At 46.0% G+C, this 21165-nt stretch carries 10 protein-coding genes; 4 read left to right on the top strand and 6 right to left on the bottom strand.

Annotated elements, in window-relative coordinates; all coding sequences use genetic code 11:
- Positions 1 to 7 precede the first annotated feature (7 nt).
- From odhB to sucD, 4 genes are all read left to right on the top strand, one after another.
- Entirely contained in the window at positions 8 to 1522 is a 1515-nt protein-coding gene (gene odhB, locus ASC49_RS00810) for a 2-oxoglutarate dehydrogenase complex dihydrolipoyllysine-residue succinyltransferase (protein ID WP_055461310.1), read from the top strand.
- 82 nt (positions 1523 to 1604) lie between these two features.
- Positions 1605 to 3044, top strand: coding sequence for a dihydrolipoyl dehydrogenase (lpdA, locus tag ASC49_RS00805; RefSeq protein ID WP_055461309.1), 1440 nt, complete (start codon positions 1605 to 1607; stop codon positions 3042 to 3044).
- An 88-nt stretch (positions 3045 to 3132) separates the two neighbouring features.
- Complete coding sequence (gene sucC / locus ASC49_RS00800) at positions 3133 to 4299, top strand: ADP-forming succinate--CoA ligase subunit beta (RefSeq protein ID WP_055461308.1); 1167 nt, start codon at positions 3133 to 3135, stop codon at positions 4297 to 4299.
- 2 nt (positions 4300 to 4301) lie between these two features.
- Entirely contained in the window at positions 4302 to 5174 is an 873-nt protein-coding gene (gene sucD, locus ASC49_RS00795) for a succinate--CoA ligase subunit alpha (protein WP_055461307.1), read from the top strand.
- A gap of 392 nt (positions 5175 to 5566) precedes the next feature.
- Here the strand turns inward: sucD and ASC49_RS00790 are convergent, their stop codons facing one another.
- Genes ASC49_RS00790 through ASC49_RS00765 form a run of 6 tightly spaced genes read right to left on the bottom strand, consistent with a single transcriptional unit; the run spans position 5567 to position 20966 of the window.
- Positions 5567 to 6457, bottom strand: coding sequence for an amino acid ABC transporter substrate-binding protein (locus tag ASC49_RS00790; protein WP_055461306.1), 891 nt, complete (start codon positions 6455 to 6457; stop codon positions 5567 to 5569).
- 10 nt (positions 6458 to 6467) lie between these two features.
- Positions 6468 to 8618, bottom strand: coding sequence for an HlyD family efflux transporter periplasmic adaptor subunit (locus ASC49_RS00785; RefSeq protein WP_055461305.1), 2151 nt, complete (start codon positions 8616 to 8618; stop codon positions 6468 to 6470).
- 1 nt (position 8619) lies between these two features.
- Entirely contained in the window at positions 8620 to 9951 is a 1332-nt protein-coding gene (locus tag ASC49_RS00780; protein WP_055461304.1) for an HlyD family efflux transporter periplasmic adaptor subunit, read from the bottom strand.
- The gene (locus tag ASC49_RS00775) at positions 9948 to 10694 is read right to left on the bottom strand and encodes an efflux RND transporter periplasmic adaptor subunit (RefSeq protein WP_055461303.1); all 747 of its coding nucleotides are present in this window, start codon (positions 10692 to 10694) and stop codon (positions 9948 to 9950) included. The genes ASC49_RS00780 and ASC49_RS00775 overlap by 4 nt, the downstream gene beginning before the upstream one ends.
- The gene (locus tag ASC49_RS00770) at positions 10691 to 12619 is read right to left on the bottom strand and encodes a TolC family protein (protein ID WP_055461302.1); all 1929 of its coding nucleotides are present in this window, start codon (positions 12617 to 12619) and stop codon (positions 10691 to 10693) included. Before ASC49_RS00770 ends, ASC49_RS00775 begins: the two co-directional genes overlap by 4 nt.
- A gap of 34 nt (positions 12620 to 12653) precedes the next feature.
- Positions 12654 to 20966: an Ig-like domain-containing protein gene (locus tag ASC49_RS00765; protein ID WP_162265189.1), complete on the bottom strand. Its 8313-nt coding sequence runs from the start codon at positions 20964 to 20966 to the stop codon at positions 12654 to 12656.
- Positions 20967 to 21165 lie beyond the last annotated feature (199 nt).

Genomic DNA, 21165 nt, shown 5'->3' with positions numbered 1-21165 from the left:
GTAAAAAATGAGTATTGAAATTAAAGCACCTACTTTTCCAGAATCTGTAGCGGATGGCACAGTCGCTACTTGGTACAAACAACCAGGCGAAGCTTGTAAGCGCGATGATCACATTGTTGATATCGAAACCGACAAGGTAGTGCTTGAAGTGGTTGCTCCAGCGGATGGTGTTCTTAAAGAAGTTCTTAAAGGCGAGGGCGACATTGTCCTAAGCGCTGAAGTACTAGCGATCTTTGATTCAGGTGCCGCGGCGTCTGAGGCTCCTGCTGCAAAAGCGGAAACACCAGCGGCTTCTGCTTCTGAAGCGAAAGAAACTGTACAAATTAAAGCTCCAGTGTTCCCAGAGTCCGTTGCTGACGGTACGGTTGCTGCGTGGCACAAACAGCCAGGTGAAGCGTGTAAACGCGACGAACACATTGTTGATATCGAAACCGATAAAGTGGTTCTTGAAGTGGTTGCTCCTGCGGATGGCGTGATTGCTGAAATTCTTAAAGAAGAAGGCGAGACGGTATTGAGTGCAGAAGTCCTAGCAAACTTCTCAATCGGCGCAGAAGGTGGTGCGGCGCCAGCTGCAGCACCTCAAGCTACTGCAGCAGCGTCTGAAGAAGCAGGTGACGATGATGCCGTAGCTGGCCCAGCTGCGCGTAAAGCACTGGCTGAAGCAGGCCTAACAGCAGCTCAAGTAAAAGGTACTGGCAAAGGCGGTCGCATCACTAAAGAAGACGTAGAAGCGGCAGTTAAGAGCAAAGCTGCGGCAACTCCTGCGGCAGCGCCAGCGAAAGCTGCTCCTGCTGCGCCAGCGCCGCTAAGCGCAGACGGCCGCGTAGAAAAACGTGTTCCGATGACACGTCTACGTGCAACGATTGCAAAACGTCTTGTTGAAGCTCAGCAAACAGCGGCAATGTTGACCACTTACAACGAAGTAAACATGGGTCCTGTGATGGAACTGCGTAACAAGTACAAAGACTTGTTCCAGAAAACTCACAACGGCACTAAACTTGGTTTCATGTCATTCTTCGTAAAAGCGGCAACTGAAGCGCTAAAACGCTTCCCAGCGGTCAATGCTTCAATCGACGGTAACGATATGGTTTACCACGGCTACCAAGACATCGGTGTTGCAGTGTCAACAGACCGTGGTTTGATGGTTCCGGTACTACGAAATACGGAAGCAATGGGTCTTGCGGATATCGAATCTGGTATCATGGGCTTCGCTGTACGTGGTCGTGAAGGCAAACTAGGTATGGAAGATATGCAAGGTGGTACATTTACTATCACTAACGGCGGTATCTTCGGTTCCCTAATGTCTACACCTATCCTTAACCCACCTCAAACTGCAATCTTGGGTATGCACAAAATCCAAGAGCGTCCAATGGCGGTTAACGGTCAGGTTGTGATCCAGCCAATGATGTACCTAGCGTTATCATACGATCACCGTATGATTGACGGTAAAGAAGCGGTGCAGTTCCTTGTAACCATCAAGGACCTACTAGAAGATCCAGCACGACTACTGCTTGAAATCTAACTAATCGCACCCACTTCTGTGGATTAGAGAAATAACTTGCTAGGGCGCAAAACGCCCTAGCAAACAACAATGGATAAACCCTATGTCTAATAAATTTGATGTTATCGTAATTGGTGGTGGCCCAGGTGGTTACGTTGCGGCCATTCGTGCTGCGCAATTGGGTCTTAAAACTGCATGTATCGAAAAGTGGCTAGATAAAGACAACAAGCCTCGTCTTGGCGGAACTTGTTTGAACGTAGGTTGTATCCCTTCTAAAGCTCTATTGGACTCGTCTCATAAGTACCACGACGCGAAAGAGGAGTTTAAAGTTCACGGTATTGGCATTGATGGCGTGTCAATGGACGTGAATGCGATGGTTGATCGCAAAGACAAAATTGTTGATCAATTGACGGGTGGCATCACTGGTCTTTTCAAAGCAAACGGCGTAACCAGCTTCGAAGGTTTCGGTAAACTGCTTGCTAACAAAAAAGTTGAATTTACTGCGCACGACGGTTCTGTACAAACGTTTGAAGCGGACAGTGTAATCCTTGCAACGGGCTCTGTTCCAGTGAACATTCCACCAGCTCCGCGTACTGGCGATATCATCGTTGACAACGAAGGTGCACTAGATTTCCGTGCTGTACCTAAGCGTCTTGGTGTAATCGGTGCTGGCGTTATCGGTCTTGAGCTAGGCTCTGTATGGAAACGTCTAGGTTCTGAGGTTGTGGTTCTAGAAGCACAAGATCAATTCCTAAGCCTATGTGACCAAGATCTAGCGAAAGAAGCGGCTAAGATCTTCAAAAAACAAGGCCTAGACATTCGTGTTGGTGCTCGTGTAACGGGCAGCGAAATCAAGGGTGAAGAAGTTGAAGTGACTTACCTTGATGCCAAAGGCGAAGAGCAGAAGCAAACGTTTGACAAGCTAATCGTTGCTGTAGGTCGTAAGCCATTCACTGACGGCTGTCTAGCAGCTGACTCTGGCGTTAACCTAGACGAGCGTGGTTTTGTATTCGTTGACGAGCAGTGCCGTACAAACGTTCCTGGTGTTTTCGCGATCGGTGATATCGTTCGTGGCCCAATGCTAGCGCACAAAGCCTCTGAAGAGGGTGTGATGGTTGCTGACATCATCGCAGGCCACAAAGCGCAAATGAACTACGATTGCATTCCATCTGTTATCTACACTCACCCAGAACTAGCTTGGGTTGGTAAGAACGAACAGCAACTAAAAGCCGAAGGCGTAAACTTCAAAGTGGGTAAATTCCCATTTGCTGCGTCAGGTCGTGCTATGGCTGCTAACGATACAGATGGTTTCGTTAAGATCATTGCTTGTGAAGAAACAGATCGCATTCTAGGCTGCCACATCATCGGTGGTCACGCGGCTGATTTGATCGCACAAGCGGTTATCGCAATGGAATTTGGTTCCACTGCAGAAGACATTGCTCTAACGGTGTTCGCTCACCCAACAGTAAGTGAAGCAGTACACGAAGCAGCACTTGCTGTAGACGGCCACGCGATCCACATTGCTAACCGTAAGCGCAAATAACAAAAATTCGATTTGCCGGCTGCGAAGTCGGCAATTTCTGTCCAACAGACAGACTTATGTCAATCATTAAGATGAGCGGAAGAATCAAATGAACCTACATGAATATCAGGCTAAACAGCTATTTGCTGAATACGGCCTGCCAGTATCTACAGGGTACGCAGTAGACACGCCAGAAGAGGCAGTAGAAGCGGCGAAAAAAATTGGTGGTGACAAGTGGGTTGTAAAAGCTCAAGTGCACGCTGGTGGTCGCGGTAAAGCGGGCGGTGTAAAGCTTGTTGATTCTTTGGATGAAGTAAAAGAATTCGCAGCGAACTGGTTAGGTAAAAACCTAGTAACTTACCAAACTGACGAAAAAGGTCAGCCAGTTGCTAAGATCCTAGTTGAGTCTTGCACAGACATCGCGAACGAATTGTACCTAGGCGCTGTAGTAGACCGTTCTACTCGTCGCGTAGTGTTCATGGCATCAACTGAAGGTGGTGTTGAGATCGAGAAAGTAGCTGAGGAAACTCCTGAGCTAATTCATAAAGCGATCATTGATCCTCTTGTTGGTGCACAGCCATACCAAGCACGTGAAATGGCATTCAAAATGGGTCTTAACCCAGCTCAAATCAAGCAGTTCACTCAGATCTTCCTTGGTTTGTCGCAAATGTTCCACGACTACGACTTCGCACTACTAGAGATCAACCCTCTAGTAATTACTGAAGAAGGTAACCTTCACTGTCTAGACGGTAAGATCAACATCGACAGCAACGCTGTTTACCGTCAGAAAAAAATGCAAGAGTTCCACGATCCATCTCAAGAAGATGAGCGTGAAGCGCATGCAGCACAGTGGGAACTTAACTACGTTGCTCTAGATGGTAACGTTGGTTGTATGGTTAACGGTGCAGGTCTAGCGATGGGTACAATGGACATCGTAAACCTACACGGCGGTAAACCAGCTAACTTCCTTGACGTTGGTGGCGGCGCGACGAAAGAGCGTGTAGCAGAAGCATTCAAGATCATTCTTTCTGACAGTAATGTTAAAGCGGTATTGGTAAACATCTTCGGTGGTATCGTACGTTGTGACATGATCGCAGAAGGTATTATCGGTGCAGTTGAACAGGTTGGTGTAAACGTTCCTGTTGTGGTACGTCTAGAAGGTACTAACGCAGAGAAAGGCCGTGAAGTTCTAGCGAACTCTGGTCTAGACATCATTGCTGCGAAAAGTCTAAAAGACGCAGCTGAACAAGTTGTTAAAGCTGCGGAGGGCAAATAATAATGTCTGTTCTAATTAACAAAGATACTAAAGTAATCTGTCAAGGTTTCACTGGCGGCCAAGGTACATTCCACTCTGAGCAAGCGATTGCTTACGGTACGAAAATGGTTGGCGGTGTAACACCAGGTAAAGGTGGTCAAACTCACCTTGGTCTGCCTGTTTTCAACACGGTAAAAGATGCAGTTGAGACAACTGGTGCTGAAGCATCTGTTATCTACGTACCAGCTCCTTTCGTTAAGGATTCTATCCTTGAAGCGGCTAACGCTGGTATCAAACTAATCGTTTGTATCACTGAAGGTGTTCCTACGCTTGATATGCTTGACTGTAAAGTTAAGTGTGACGAGCTAGGTGTTCGCCTAATCGGCCCTAACTGTCCAGGTGTTATCACTCCTGGAGAGTGTAAAATCGGTATCATGCCTGGTCACATCCACATGCCAGGTAAAGTTGGTATCGTTTCTCGTTCTGGTACGCTGACGTATGAAGCTGTTAAGCAAACGACTGACGCTGGCTACGGTCAATCTACTTGTGTTGGTATCGGTGGTGACCCAATCCCAGGTACTAACTTCATCGACGTACTAGAAATGTTCCAAAACGATCCTCAAACTGAAGCGATCGTTATGATCGGTGAGATCGGTGGTACTGCAGAAGAAGAAGCGGCTGCTTACATTAAAGCAAACGTAACTAAACCTGTTGTATCTTACATCGCTGGTGTAACGGCTCCTGCTGGTAAGCGTATGGGCCACGCTGGTGCGATCATCTCTGGTGGTAAAGGTACAGCTGACGAGAAATTCGCAGCGCTACAAGACGCAGGCGTTAAGACTGTTCGCTCTCTAGCGGACATCGGTACAGCCCTAAAAGAAATCACTGGCTGGTAAGCAATCGCTTAAAAGCAATTGATTATAAAAATCCCTGCCTAGTGCAGGGATTTTTTTGTCGTAAAGAAAGTGTATTGACTGTAAAAGAGTGCAAATTGGCATGCATAGATAACGCGATTCCGTATTATGTCAGTTATTAAAATAATATCTTGGAATGCGTTATGAAGTTATTTGGAATCGTTATTATGAGTGCTGTAGCAATGGATCTCGGCAAACTTGCATGGGTGGTTTCTGAGGTATCTGATCTCCCGTGCTATTTGTTATAACTTTTTTAAGGCTTTCTATACATTCAGCCATAGCCCTGATCTAAGCGGACTAAACATGACTACTGAGTCCATCGACCACTTCAGCATCCCGGTCAAGATGACATCGCTAGATGCTGGTAATCTTGTTTACTTAACAAAGGCCTGATCACTAGGGCTTTGGTACAGCAACTCTAACTGATGGCTCATTGGAATATGCAATGAAGCACCATAGTTATGAACAGGGTTCACTAACCAACGGTTATAAATCGCTGTCATTTCTCCCGATTGCATCATCTTCACAAACGTCTCATCGACTAGCGCTTTAAACTCCTGATCGCCTTTGGGCAACATGCAAGCAAAGGGCTCAGGCTCTCCACCGAAGCCAACAATTTTCAAATTGCTATTACTGTTCATGCGCAGCAGTTCGCCGCCGATAATGGCATCTGAATTAATATACACATCAGCTTCCTCATCGTGAACGGCTTTAAGGGCCTGTCTATTTGTCGGGTAATACGTGACCGTAAAGGGTAAATCTTTGCCAAGTGTTTCTTGTAGTAACTCTGTGGTGGTGGTATTTCGCGCGACGCTGATTTTTAGCCCTGCCAAATCTTGCAAGGAATTAATCAACCTATCGCTGCGTACCGCGCCAGAAAGTTCGGAAAGATAGTAACTCACTGAGAAGTCCACTAATGCTTCACGCTCTTTGGTATGTGTGTCAGTGGCGCAGTTAATATCAATGGTATTGCTGGTCATCATGGGTAGGCGTGTGCTTAATGTAACTGGGTTCCAGCGTAACTGGATATCGGGACGGTTCAACTTTTCACGCACCGCATCCAAAACTTTGAAGGTCAGATCTACGCCCATACCGGCTGGGGCGTAAGGGTCCAGATAACTAAAGGGAACGGAGGTTTCACGGTAACCAGCAACCATTATGCCTGTTGTTTCAATACGCTCAAGACGGCTGGAAGGAGCTTCTTGAGCGTTGATTAAGGGGCTGATCATAAAACCGAGTGTACTGAGTAAAAGCATCTTTTTCATGGTTGCGACCTTAGAAATTAATTTGTTTTAGCAATAGGAAATAGGCTGGTTCGATAAAGCGTTGGAATAGACTCTTCGGAGCCCTTGTAAAATAACCATAGCCCATTTGCACTGCACTGATATTAGTAGGTGCCGAAAGACTTACCTCAATAGGATACAGTTGATCTCTTGGGGTTAAGCCAGATCGGCTTTCCGTTACGGAAATATCACCACCAAATTGAGTGGAGAGAAACTGATTGGGCAACTGTGTGATAGGGGAGTGGCTGATGCCAATGACACTTCCTTGTAGAGTCTGCGCCTCAATTCCGTGGCTTACCAGAGTGACGGACTGGCCCATATACACATCCTGAATTGCTGATTCTGGAACATAAAAGATAGCTTGCCAAATACGTGGGTCGACAAGATAGCCCAGCGATTGCCCTTTGCTTATCCAAGAGCCGATTTTAATGTCCGAAGGTACATCCGTTAGATAACCATCAAATCCGGCTAGCATGGATAAATTGTCTCGGCGAGTCGCTAAGGCCGTTTGCTGTGCTAAAAGAACCAGCTCTAACTGATCCAATACTAAACGTTGTTCTAGCGCACCAGACAAGCCCAACAGCGTGTCTTTTTGCTGAGTCAAAGCATCTAGACGAATTTGGTTAGTTTGTATCGCAGTATTAAGCTCAGCTTGATCAATACGGAATACTCTTTCTCCTGCAGCTATCTGTTGCTGATTCGTTTGCAGGAAGGTTAATTGGCCATTCTCCGGCGCTACTAATGGCGTGAATAGCCTCGGTTGGATTTTCGCCACGACTTGCTCAGTAAATGAAATGGGAATAAACATCACCGAAATAATAAGTGCCATGGAGCCAATCAGTTGCCATTTTCGCCTAGAGCGAATGTTATTTTTCCAATAGGAATGCCATGTGATGAGCTCTTTCGCAATGGGTTTGACGATAAACCAATAGATCTCGATGATGAACAGTAAAATACCGAGTGCTTTGAAAAAGAAATGATAGACCGCCAAAGCAATGCTAAAAAAGAGCACTAAGCGATACAGCCAAACACACCATGCGAACGCGATTAAGGCATAAGTCTTCGAAGGTGAAAAATGTTCTGTTTGCGGATCCTGCTGCTGAAACAAAAGTTTTCTTAAAGCAGCTTTTGCTTGAGCAAAAGAGCGCTCGTGTAAATTTGGGAAGTTCATTGCATCGCAGGCGATGTAATAACCATCAAAACGCATAAATGGGCTGATATTCAATGCCAACGTCAGCAGCCACGAAGTGGTCGCAAGGTAGAAAAAGATTTGCTTTAAATCTGGGGACTGTACTAAATGCCAAATAATGGTCGCGCTACAAGCAATCGTTAATTCGGTGATGATGCCTGCACTATCAATGAGTACACGTTGGCGACGGCTTTTTAGCTTCCAAGCTTCATTAGTATCTGTGTAAAGCAGGGGCCAACCAAGGATAAAGATCACTCCCATATGGGAGACACGCAAACCAAAACGCGTTGCCATCAGACCATGACCCAGTTCATGTAAACCTTTGGTGACGGTTAGCGCTAACAAATACCCCAATAATCCGGATGAACTAAAGCTAGCGCTTAAGGAAGTCCAGAATTGCTCCCAGCTTTGGATCAACAGAGTGATAGCGAGAAATAATAGTCCGGCTAGAGTAAATAGTACCGTTTGCCACCCCATCCAAGCTGTCGCCTTATTCAGTTTAGAAAGTTGACGGCTTGGCTTAAGTAAGGGGACGCGAAAGTATAAATAAGAGTGTAGTAAGCGTTTCAGTGGGTTGTGCTGACTTTCAAGATAACGTTTTTGACGTTGTTTCAGGATCTTTTCATCGTCTTTTAGTAACTGTTGTTGACTTAAAAAACGGTAAATGTCCGTCAGATCTTGCAATGTTAACTTGATGGTGCTGTTTGCCGCTATCTGAGCAAGGATTTTCTCAGGGGTCTTTAATGACCAGTATTTCAATACTAAGAATTCAGCTAAGCCAATTCGGTGGCTGATATTCGTCACCGGATCCACAATCATCCAGCATGGACTGCCTTGCTGATCTGGGTAGCTCTCATATAATTGCAGTTCATGACGTAAACTTGGCAACTGCTCTGGCAATGGCGATGTGTTAGTGGTGTCGGGTAAACCGTTCGGCGCGAAATCAGCGATCATATTAAATACCCAACCACTGACGGATAAAGCCGAGAGGACGGCGGAAAATAAAATAGGCTAGGGATACTTGCTCACCATAAAGGATGGCGGTACCGCTGGCGCCAATCGTCAATGGCGATTGCTCTACTAGGTTTGCTTCAAACTGATAAGAGGCCAAACCATTTGGCGACAAGCTGGTTTGAAAACTTTGTGAGGTCAGCTCTCCGGCGAAGCTGCTCTCAGGTCGACTAGTCAAATACAGTGTCACTTGGCTACCGTTTTCTAGAGCAACCGCATCTTGCACTGGAATCCAGCCGCGTATACCCAGTGGCTCACTGGCGGCGAGTGTCATCACCCGTTCCCCTGTTTTCACTGGGATACCTAACCAATCATTCTTATCATTAAAAATAGCAAAGCCATCAAAGTTAGCATGTACATCAGTGCGAGCAAGCTGTTCAGATAAGAGTTGAATTTCTGCCTGTTTTTCTTCGATCTTGGCTTTCATTTGAGCCAGATCAGCCTTACTTTGGCTATCACGAAACGCTCGTTGCTCTACTGTTCGTGCCTCTACTTGAGTCACCGCTAGGTTCTGTAGCGCTACGTTGTATTCGTTGCGTAACACGCTGTCGTCCAAGCGGAACAATAAATCGCCTTGTTGCACGTAGCTGTTAGGCTCTATGACAATCTCTGCGATGACCCCGTCTAGCGGCGACGCTACGACTTGTTCCTGTTGCGACATAACCTGAGCGGGCACGGAAACCCTCAGCTGAATCGGTAGGCATAGCAGACCAATTGAGAAGACTGCAGCAATCAACCATTGCTTACGATATGCGCTCAAGGGCTTTGTTTGTCGAATACGTGACTGTAACGTGTGTACAGCATAAGCGTAATGACTTGCGATTAAGTCTAAGGATTTTAACTCATGGGAACTAAAGGGTTCTTCACGGTTGAGGTACAAGGTACCAACAGTTTGCTGATTAAATTTTAACGGAACTACCGCACTATAAGCCAACCACCATTCTGCCCAAGAAGCTTGTTCGTTTGCTGTCACTTGATCGGCATTGATCATGCTACTGGTGGGGGCATGTTCAGAGAATTGCTGATTAATGCGAGTTAACCACTGACTAAAGGGCGTATTTTCAACAGGCGTTACTAGACCTGAAATAGCCCGAATGATTGGCTTGCCAAGGCGGTTATGAGTAAATAAAACGGCTTGGTCGTATTGAACCAGCTTTAGACTGTCATTAACGATTTTAAAATACAGCTCTTCTCGCTGAGTTACCGAAAGGACCTCCTGTTGCAAATTCAACAGGCTATGTAAGTTAGGCCCTGATTGAGTTTTTTGCGAACTCATTGTGTGCGACCAGAAAAGCTAGCTGTGCCACTCATGCCAGGAAGCAGCATTTGGCTCGGTTTTTTAAAGCTGCCTTCAACTTCAAGGGTTTGGCTAACAGGATCTAAGCGAGCATTGATCGCAGAAATTTGAGCATCGAACACTTCACCAAGCTCATCCACTTGAACTTGGAAATCTTGTTTTTTAGCTAGCCAGCCTACCCAGTTTGCTGGTGCATTAAAGCGTATTTTCGGACTTTCGTCAGAAACCAGTACTAGCAACGGATCTGATTGCACAACGCCTTGATAAGGTGCAGTCTGAATACTGACAATAAATCCATTAAAGGGAGCTTTGATAGAGCATTGTTCAACATGGGCTTGTGCCAGCGTCAATTGGGCATTAGCTCCTTGTACCGCGTTGGCGGCCAATTTGACCTCGATATCTCCTGCTTGCTGAAGTTTTTGAAGGCGCTGCTTGGCATCTAGGTTGATTTGAGCCGAAGCCAATTCTGCTTTAGCGATGGCGAGTTTGGCTTGTGGCTCATCGCAGTTAAAGCGAATCAGTTCTTCATTGTGACGTACGGCTTGTCCGAGTTGAGCATTCAGCTTCACAACTTGGCCTACTATCGGACTCATTAATTGCGTCTCAATCTTAGGTTCAAGCAAAACGCGCACGTTTACGTCAGTCAACAATGCTTCCTGTGCTTCGCTGCACCAACTTGCACCCATAAGAGAAATAATAGTAAGTTGCTTTAGTGAAATCATAGGTTACTGCCTGCTTGAGTTATATGGCTGGCATTTAACGACCAAGATTGAGCTTCTAGCCATTGTTGTATAGAAGGTATGTTGGCCAATACAGCAGCTTCGGATTCGCCTAACATCTGTGCAATTGAGTAGGTCCCCGTGATCTGTTGCAGATATTGCTGGTAGCCAATTTGCTTGCCCATAGTATCAATCATTTCCAGAGACCACTTAGAATTGCTAGCGTTATCCGTCTCAAGTGAGACAACAAGTAGAGGGCGTTCTTGATCTAGCTGTAATGGTTGATTGGCTTTGCTAACAGAGATGCCATTGCGCATTAGTGCTTCAATAACACGAGCTTGGACAGCATGTAAGTTGCTTAGTGATTGCTGAGCTTGTGGCAGTTGGACGCGCAACTCGATGGGTCTCGATTGTAAAGCTGTCATGGTTTTAACCGCAAATACATCTTCTTGCACTGCACGAGTGTGACTTTCAACTTGGCTTGCTAGTTCGCTGATGGATAAGCTTTCGAAGCCTTCAGGCACGACCTCTAAACCGAGCGAGTTATACACTCGGCCAAAGGCGGCTTGAGCTTCAGCATACGCTGCATATCGCTCAAATTCAGAGTTTAGAGCACGTGTCTGCACACGAATTAATTCAAGCTCAGTGTCCGATTGATTGTTGGCTGCGGCTTGGGCGTAGGCGCCGAGACGTTGATCCACTAAGTTTGATTGGCGAGCTATTTCAAGCTTATTAAGAGACAGGCGATACTGCTCAATAGACAGACGTACCTGCGTGATCACCGCCATAGTCAATGATAAACGGCGTGCCTCATCATTCATTGCACGGGCTTTCCCTGCGCCTCTAATAGCTGGGATAGAAAGTGGCGAAAGTAGGTTATAGCTTAGTTGAACGCCCGTATCGACCCAAGACTCATTGTAATTGAAAGAGTTGGAGTCATAGTTAATGCCTGTATTAAAACTGATTCCTGGCAACAGTGAGGCGAAATTACGCTTCGCTTCAAAGGCGGTAATACGTCGTCGATAGTCTTCTTCTTTTAATTCAGGTCGGTTGCTAATGGCGAACTCTTCAAGTTCTGACACATTGTAAGGAACGGGCATAAGACTGGTTTCTTGTTGTTCTACGACACTAAAATCAGTACCTGGTGTAATGTTTAGGAGTGCGGCCAATTCACGCTTGGCGAAGGACAGCTCTTGTCGGCGCGCAGCAATCAAAGCCACCGAGTCCAATAACAGTCGCTGATAGGTTAGTGCTTCTCGTGGCGGCATCAGTCCTTGTGTTTCCGCTTCACGAGACAGCAGAAGCGCACGATGTACGCGAGTGTTAAGATCATTCGCTTTACGCAGCAAACGTTGTGCCCCCACGGCTCGCCAATAGGCTGATCGAACATCCATTAGAATATTTTGTGCCACTCGTTTACGGCGTTCTTCGGAGACCAAAAATTCATCCGCACGTTGGTGAGCACGATAATAGCTCATGCCAAAGTCTAGAGCGTTCCAGGTAAACTGTAGAGATCCGGTCGTATGGCTTTTATCATCTGATGTGGAAAAGGCGGGTGAAATGATGCCATTTTCGATGTTCATACTGTTGGTGGCTGAGTAATTACTACGTGATGAGTAACCTGCTGATGCCATTAACCGTGGCAGAGTATCGTAAGTCGCCATGTCTAAGATACCGGCACTGAGTGCGCTCTCCATCATCTTAAGACGATAATCAAGATTGTATTTAAGCGCTCGCGCGACGGCCTCATTGAAAGAAATGGGTTTAAAAATGAGTTCTTGCTCTACATAGAGTTTCATTTGGTCATGACTGACGCGTTCTTTTATGTCGTTGTCTGTCATTTGTTTTGGTGAAACAGAACAGGCCACGACCATCAGCGTCAGAGGCACTAGTATCAAGGTCTTGGTTAACATGTGAAGTCGAGACATATTTAGCCTTTATTAAAGTGATTAGTACTAATTACTAGGACGCTGTTTCAGCTTCTGAAGTGCTAGTCAGTTGTTGAAAAAAAGCATCATCAAGAGAAACATCATCTATCATAGCCGAGATTTCTAAGCCCGAGGCCATAACGGTATAGGCCTCATCTAACTGATTTTGGAAGCTGCGCATAGTGAGTGCTTCTGTATCTTTTGGCCCATCATCTTCAGTTGTGTCGCTGCTTGACTCAGCATTCTCGTTAACGGAGTTTGGATCGTATTCATCTTGCCAATTTAGCTCCTCTGAATTGCTTTGATCGGGTAGCACCTTGAATTCAATTGGCTGCCAATCTGTGGATGGTTCGCCAATTGATGTGCCCAGAATTACATCGGATCGATCCAGCGCAGCATCTTTGCTATTGCTTTCAAGCCTTAGCTCTTTTAATTCAGGAGCAAAGCTGTTGACAGCTTTTAACACGAAGGCGTTTATATCCGCTCCGATAAATTGGTTTCCAACTGGAACATTACCCAAGTCATTTAGGTTGGATCTTAGTGCTGCGAAGTCTGCTATGGTGTCGAGTACAAACTGATTAGGTTCAACTGCTTCAGATAGTGGAGAAGTTAAAGGCACATTTATAGGCGTAGCGGTTGGTCTAAAACTATAAATTTTAATGAAAATTACTGCGGGTTCTGACCAGTTTCCCGTTTCATCTATCGCTCGAATGATCAATGTGATGTTGATATCGCCTTGAACTAATGCAGTAACACCTTCTTCAGTAATACTAATTTCACCGTCGTCATTTATTACGAAGTAATTGTTGTCGCTGTCTATTTCAAAAGAACTAATGCTCGTTGTGGTCACAACCTCTACAGTCGCAATAACAGTGCCTTCCTCTACCGGATCAGAGAATTCAAATACTTGATTTGTAATGATTTCTGGAGCGATAGGTTCTTCTGGTTCAACAGGCTCTTCAGGTACAACAGGCTCTTCTGGTACAACCGGTTCTTCAGGTACAACAGGCTCTTCAGGGACAACGGGCTCTTCAGGGACAACGGGCTCTTCAGGGACAACAGGCTCTTCTGGTAAAACAGGATCTTCAGGTAAATCAGAAACCTGAATCGTAATTGATTGCGGCGATTGATTGCCCGCAGCGTCTTGCGCTTCAACCGTCAGAGTGAATTGGTTAGCCCCCGTTTCGTAATCGTTCGAAGCCGTCAAGGCTGCAGCACCTGTGGCTGTCAGTGTGATTTGACCGTTGTTATCAATGGCGAAATAACCGTCAGGATTGCCTGAGGTAATGCTAAAGCTTGTGACGGCTGTATTGTCGCTGGCTTGCACCGTACCGATGACATAGCCAGTGCTTTGATTTTCAGCGTAACTAAAGCTCTGGTTCGCTGTGATCGTAGGAGCTTGATCGTCTAAATCAGTTACGTTAATGGTCACGCTTTCACTGGTGTTGCCACCGGCATAATTGGCTTGAACATTTAAGATGAAGCTATTCGGCGTAAGCTCAAAGTCATTGGCCGCGACCGCCCCAAGGCCTATATTGGTCAAGGTAATTTTGCCGTCACTATCAATGTCAAAATACCCCGCATCATTGCCAGAGGTAATACTAAAGCCCGTCACGTTTGCGGAGTTAACGGTACTTACTGTGCCAATGACTTTATTAGTGGTTTGGTTTTCGCTGTAGCTGAATGTTTGGTTAGCATTGATAGCTGGGATCGCATCGTCTACATCGGTTACGTTGAGAGTAACTGTTTGCGAGTCTTGATTGCCCGAAGCATCCTGCGCTTCAACCGTCAGGGTAAACTGGTTATCTCCTGTTTCGTAATCGTTCGAGGCCGCCAAGGCTGCGGCACCTGTGGCTGTCAGTGTGATTTGACCGTTGTTGTCAATGGCGAAATAACCGTCAGGATTGCCTGAGGTAATGCTAAAGCTTGTGACGGCTGTATTGTCGCTGGCTTGCACGGTACCAATGACATAGCCAACACTTTGATTTTCAGCGTAACTAAAGCTCTGATTTGCTGTGATCGTAGGAGCTTGCTCGTCTAGATCAGTAACGTCGATGGTTATGCTTTCGGTTGTGCTACCACCGGCATAATTGGCTTGAACATTCAATACGAAGCTATTCGGTGTAAGCTCAAAGTCATTGGCGGCAACGGCTCCCAGTCCTGTATTGGTCAAGGTGATTTTGCCGTCACTATCAATAGCAAAATAGCCTGCGTCATTGCCTGAGGTAATACTGAATCCAGTGACTTTGCTTGAGTTAACTGTGGTTACGGTACCAATAACGATATTGCTGGTTTGGTTCTCGCTGTAACTGAACTTCTGATTGGTATTAATCGCTGGGATCGCATCATCCACATCGGTAACGTTTAAAGTCACGGTTTGAGAAGCTTTATTCCCTGCCGCATCTTGTGCTTCGATGGTCAGCGTAAATTGGTTGACACCGGTTTCATAATCGTTTGATGCCGCCAACGCCGCGGCACCTGCTGTAGTTAAGGTAATGTTGCCACTGTTGTTGATGGCGAAGTAACCGTCAGTATTGCCTGAGGTAATACTAAAGCTTGTGACGGCCGTATTATCGGTAGCTAGTACGGTACCAATGACATAGCCAACACTTTGATTCTCAGCGTAACTAAAGCTCTGATTTGCTGTGATGGCAGGGGCATCTGTGTCGCTTGACGCTGAATCATTGTCCACGATAGTGGATACACCTTCTGCGTCGCTAATCGTCGCATCAACCGCATTAGACAGAATCAGCTTAAAGGTTTCGCTAGTTTCTACATCGCTGTCATCGTTAATCGTGATACTGATTTGCTTACTGGTTTCGTCTTTTGTGAAACTGACGACTTGGTTTGTCAGGGCCGTGTAGTCACTGCCGCTTAAAGCGCTGTCGTTTTGGCTGCTGACCGTCACTTGAGAAGCAAATTCAGTCGAGCCAGTTTTGGTAATAGTAAATACTGCGGTACCGGCACTTTCGTTCACCGAGATATCAGCGACAGTGAAAGTAGGGCGGTCATCGTCTAAATTGGTGCTGGATGTATTAGGCGCACCATTTGTAAAGCTGCCATGAAAAATCACACCATCACCTTGATCCGTGATAGTCGCGGTGCCGGTTTTATTCGCTAGAGTTTCGGATGTTGATGGGTCGTTATCTGCAAGGGTTGCTTTTAGCTGGAAGGTTTCAGATTTTTCAAAGACCGAATCTTGTTCAGCCGTAATATCTACTCGAACAAATACTTTTCCATCATTATTAAATGTTGGCAGCGCGGAATTGTCGTAATCAACCCAATCTAGGCCATCCCAAACTTTCAGTACTTGGGCTTCATCGATATTTGCAAAGCCATTGCCCGATGATTCAATCAGTTCTAGAGTGACGGTTTGACCTCGCTCACCGGAAAGCGTAAAGACACCAAAGTCGGATGCTTCATTGATACTAATATCATTGAAGCTTAATGAGCGATCATCGTCTGCACCATTGCCATCCGCGGTACCACTTTGGTTGCTTTCATTAAATAGACTACCGGTACCATCGTCATAAATATTGACTAAGCCATATTGGTAACTTGTCGTACCTATTTTACGTACGCCAACCGAAAAGCTTTCTTGGCCTTCAAATGTCGAGTCATTAACAATTGCAGTTCTTAGCAGAAGGGTAGAGTCCGTCATGGTGACCGATGTACCGTTATAATTCTGCCAATTGGCCCCATCAAAATACTGCAGTGTCGTTCCAAAGTCGTCACCTTGTGCCGCGGTACCATTATTCAAGCTCAGTTCCAACACTTGCCCTGCTGCACCAGTCACCGTTAAAACGGCGTAAGGTGACGCTTCGTTCACGGAAACTGAGTTAATTGAAATAGTTCGATCGTCGTCTAAATAACTTGGATAGCCAGAATCAGCAGAGGTATTCGTAGTAAAACTTTGGTTGCTTTCAAGGAATATATCGCCTTGACCATTATCGAGAATTTGACTGGTGCCGGATGCCGCTGTGCCTGCTTGATTGGTTGCCACAAGAGCCACCGTTTCAAAACTGCCTTCTGTGCTTTCAAATACGCTGTCGTTAAATACATTGGCGCGCACCAGTAGCTCCGTGCTGCCATTTGGAATCTGCACCGCTTGACCGGTATATTGCTGCCAAGACGTGCCATTGAAGTAAGACATAGCGAAGGACAAATCCGTCCCTAATGTGGCATTACCAGATGCATTGGTGGTTTCATTTAACGAAAGTGTGAGCCACTGACCAGCCGCTCCATCGACTTTAAATAAAACATAAGGTGAAGCCTCGTTAACGATAGAGCCCGTCACGCTTAAGTCACGATTGTCCGCGTTAATGGAGAGGGTGCTGGTATCAATATCCTGCGCACCACTGCTATCAGTGGATGTCATAACCAGTACATCTTGAGCGCGATAGTCAGAGCTTGGGGTATAGATCAACGATGCCAGCATGCTGTTGATCTCAGCTTGCGTGCCTTGCAGGGTCAGCGTTTGCGAACCGTTATTCGATATACTGCCTGCACCGCTAATGGTAGCTGAAAGGCTACCGTAACTAACGGACAGTTCCACTGATGAGAGGTTGCCATCGGCATCGTTGACCGAAATAGATGTAAGCTCCAAGGTGTCATAGCTATTTAAACTGAATGAACTGGCCAGCGTGTTCACAGGCGGCACATTCACGTCGGTCACGTTGAAGGTTAAGGTATAACTGTTAGCCGAGTAGTCACTGCCGTCATTTACTTTGAATTGCAACGTGGCCAATCCGTTGCCAGATTCATTGGCTGGCGGTGTATAACGTACGCCACTGTTTTGCAGTAAGGTTAAACTCAGCCTTGTCCCTGCTGTCACCGTTGTCCAATTGTCGTTATCGAGATACTCCAACGTGCCCTTGGTTGGCACAGTTTCTATCAGAATATGGTCGAAGGTGTTCGACTCCACATCTTGATAAAGACCAAAGTCCGATTGGGCTAGCAGAATCGCGGTATTTTTTGTGGTGGTAACACTGTCATCACTGGCTGTTGGTAGATCATTCACCGCTGTAATAGTGATCGCAAGTGTCGCGCTGGCTAAATTGAGGCTGCCATCTTTTGCGACATACGTAGCTGATGGCACTGTACCTGAGTAATTGCTAGCAGGAGTAAAGCTAACCACCCCAGTACTTGCAATGGACAATGAGCCAACACCAGCCATCGTAATGGTTTCCCCAGCGTTTTTGGTTTCACCATTCCAAGTGAATTGAGACACCGATGTGTCATTGGTGTCATTGACTAAGACGTTTAAGGTATCGGAAGTGGTGTCTTCAGTAACGGTAAGACTGTCATTGGTTGCCGTAAAACCACTATAGCCCACGATTTGAATAGTTAACGTCGCGCTGCTAGAGACCCCCGCAGCGTCTTGTATAGAATAGGTAAAAATATCATTGCTGACTGCATTGGCAGGGAGACTGCCATTAGTTAGCTCATAGGTATAGGAGCCATTTGCTTGCAATGTAAGCGTACCGTATTGCCCTGTGATCGCGGTATTAGCTGGCGCGGAGAAAGTTAAGGCTGTATTGGATAATGAGACGGCTTGATTAAGCGTCATCGCCCCCGTATTGGCGTCGTAACTATCAACTGTTGTACCAGAGGGGATACCATCTCCAGAAACTGTCATACCTGCACTGATAGAGCCAGTCTGACCGGTAACAGTAATAGTGGTAGCTGCAACAGTGGTGCTGGTCGTAATCGTGGAAGTCCCACCAGAGGCAGAGCCATCTGCTTTGCTAGCAAAATAGAGTGTTGTGCCATCGGCTAAAACGGCGTTGCTAACTTGGCCTGAAAGCTCAATATTCGTTATGTCATTAACGGTAGTAATACTCCTAATTTGAATTTGAGTGTTATTTTTATCGAGTAATGCCGTACCGGCTGATCCGTTGTTGTCTAGAAAAACATAATAGTCGGCTTTAACGTTGTTACCGGGCTGTGTAAATTGCAGTACCGTGTTGGACTCCGTTGTTCCTGTTGCACTGCCTCCCGCTAATCCCTGCACTGTTAATGTATCGCCTTGGTCCACGTCGATATCATTGCTTAACACATTTCCCGTAGCTGTGCCGTAGCTATTGTTTGTCGCAGAGCTTGACGCTTGTATAAAATTGAAATCATTTACAGCGGTCGGCGCATCATTGGTGCCGCTGATGGATACCGTTAAGGTGCTGGTTGCGGTTTTATTGTTGCTGTCTGTGACTTGGTAATAGAAAGTCTCAGACAGGGTGTTGGAAGAGGTTAATAGACCTTGTACATCGGTTTGGCTGTTATCAACGGTGTAGTTGTAACTGCCATCAGAATTGATCGTTAATGAACCATACAAACCGGCAATGGAGGCCGAATTCGAAACGTTACTTTGAGTGCCTGCGTCTTGGCTTTCAATACTGCTGATCGCTAAAGAAAGACCTGTATCGTTACTTAACACATTACCCGAAATATTAGTGCCCGTGACTTGATAGCCCGATTCGATGGCGGTGGTGCCGGTATCGCTTGTTAGGCTTGGTGGGGCATCTTGAGCCAGTACCTTAAAGGTTAGCGTGTAATTGGATGCACTTTCGTCCTGACCATCCGATACAGCAAAGCCTAAGCTCGTGTAGTTACTGCCTGATTCATTGCTGTCTGGGGTAAAGCGCAACCAACGTGATTGCAACTGAATAGCAGTGAATTCCTGATTTAGCGATACACTTTGCCAAGCGCTACCATTGAAATATTCCAAGGTGCCTTGTGTCGGCAAAGAGGTGATTTTTACACTGGCTAGCGGATCAGACTCTGGATCAGAATAACTGCCAAAATCCGCTACGGTCAAAAACACGCTAGTGTCCTGATAGAGAGTTACCGCATCGTTGCTTGAACTGGGTGCGTCATTCACTTCTGTTACGCGAATAGACAGTGAACTGCTGGCACTGTTGCCACTTGGGTCTTGAGCGGTGTAAGTGATCAACGGTACGTTGCCGCTGTAATCCGCATCGGGGGTGAAACTATACGAACCATCTGAATTTAAGGTGAAACTGCCGACGCCACTGATGTTGTAAGCAGCGCCTAGGGTGAAAGGCCCATTTTGTCCAGTAATGCTAAACCCAGTCACGGTTAAGGTATCGTTATCAGGGTCGCTATCATTGGCAAGCACATTGCCAGTATTGTTACTACTATCTTCGTTAACCGTCAAACTATCGGGGGTTAAATTAGGGCCGCTATTGGGAACCAAGAGAGAGTTAACCGCACTGTCTACACGGTCTGATGAGCTGCTCACATTGTAACTGGCGGATGTAGCACCATTGCCGATAATGCCATCAAAGTAACCTTGATCAACGACTAGTACAAAACCTTGGTTGTCGTTGGCATTGCGGTCGCCATCGGTGTTGCCGTCGGCGGTTGCACTGTTTAGATCAGAAAAGTTTGTGTCGTACCAAAAATAGAAGCCTCGTACGATACCTTGCGTTTTAATAGGTCGACTGATCCAGCCATAGTAAGTGGTGCCATCAATGGTCAGCTCAACCACCACATCGTTCCCAGAAAACTGATTGTTGCCGGTTTTGTCGTCAATGTTTGCGATATTCAGAGAGGTGCCGATGAAATCGATACTATTCTGCTCTTTTTCCGCTAGGTTGCCTTGTGTTGTATCAACGGCGTAGGCGTTGCCGAAGTTAAAATTGGCGAATTCGACTTGGCGAATGGTGCCATCAATGATGATTGTTCCATGGTCATTTTCAAGCTTAGCTTGAGAGCGCAAGGCGTCACTGATGTTTTGGTTTTGAGCCGCAATAGCGAACAAATAACCCTCGTCACCAGAGCTATCATTGTCTGATAAATGTTGATCAATCGCATGACCAAACTCTTCTATCAAGACACCCGCAACGCTGTCTGTATCCAGTACACCTAACCAAGCTTCATTCATGTAAATGGTGTTACTTTGAGCGTCATAAGCGGCCACATTTAATCCTAATGTCTGATAGCTGACTAAGGAAATAGAAGTAGACAATGAGCCATCAGAAAGGGATTGCTTTATGAGTGTTGCGAGCGTATCGGTGCTGTCTGATGCAAGGTTTCCCGAATCAAAAAATTGACTCAGCTCTTGTACTGACGCGTGGTCAAGGTAATCTTGAATGGTTGTACTAGCAAGGTTTATCGCGCTATTAAGCGCGTCGTTCTGTTGGTCCGTTGCAAAGAGTTTTGCTGGGGGGGCGTAGAAGTTATTCTCCAATGTCTGAATGCTATCATGGTTGTCTTGTTCCACTGCATGCTGGGCATCGACCAGAGCCGCCCCATCAAACATCAGCCTTGGTTCAAGTCGAGATAAAGTGGCTGCGCGTTTAGGGTATGTTGGAAGATTTTTAGCCATGATTTCCATTCCTGATAAGTTGGGCTCTGGAAGCTCTTACGGAGATCAACTATTTCTTTGAGTTAGATTGTTCATGCAGCAAGGCGACGTTTTAGATCACATCTAAATAGCATTAGAGTTTTCTAAATTTAATCCGACTGGCAGGAAATAAATACAGGAATTAGGATGCAAAAGTGCACTTTTTTGTAAGTATTTGTAC

Origin of the sequence: Marinomonas fungiae (genome assembly GCF_001418205.1) — a bacterium.
Classification (GTDB): Bacteria; Pseudomonadota; Gammaproteobacteria; order Pseudomonadales; family Marinomonadaceae; genus Marinomonas; species Marinomonas fungiae.
The sequence above is the reverse complement of the archived record's forward strand: the minus strand, read 5'-3'. Positions and strand labels throughout refer to the sequence as shown.

Excerpts from the sequence above, each read along its gene's own strand:
- sucC (WP_055461308.1), top strand. The coding sequence starts at position 3,133 with ATGAACCTACATGAATATCAGGCTAAACAGCTATTTGCTGAATACGGC.
- ASC49_RS00790 (WP_055461306.1), bottom strand. The coding sequence starts at position 6,457 with ATGAAAAAGATGCTTTTACTCAGTACACTCGGTTTTATGATCAGCCCC.
- ASC49_RS00780 (WP_055461304.1), bottom strand. The coding sequence starts at position 9,951 with ATGAGTTCGCAAAAAACTCAATCAGGGCCTAACTTACATAGCCTGTTG.
- odhB (WP_055461310.1), top strand. The coding sequence starts at position 8 with ATGAGTATTGAAATTAAAGCACCTACTTTTCCAGAATCTGTAGCGGAT.
- ASC49_RS00785 (WP_055461305.1), bottom strand. The coding sequence starts at position 8,618 with ATGATCGCTGATTTCGCGCCGAACGGTTTACCCGACACCACTAACACA.
- ASC49_RS00770 (WP_055461302.1), bottom strand. The coding sequence starts at position 12,619 with ATGTCTCGACTTCACATGTTAACCAAGACCTTGATACTAGTGCCTCTG.
- lpdA (WP_055461309.1), top strand. The coding sequence starts at position 1,605 with ATGTCTAATAAATTTGATGTTATCGTAATTGGTGGTGGCCCAGGTGGT.
- sucD (WP_055461307.1), top strand. The coding sequence starts at position 4,302 with ATGTCTGTTCTAATTAACAAAGATACTAAAGTAATCTGTCAAGGTTTC.
- ASC49_RS00775 (WP_055461303.1), bottom strand. The coding sequence starts at position 10,694 with ATGATTTCACTAAAGCAACTTACTATTATTTCTCTTATGGGTGCAAGT.
- ASC49_RS00765 (WP_162265189.1), bottom strand. The coding sequence starts at position 20,966 with ATGGCTAAAAATCTTCCAACATACCCTAAACGCGCAGCCACTTTATCT.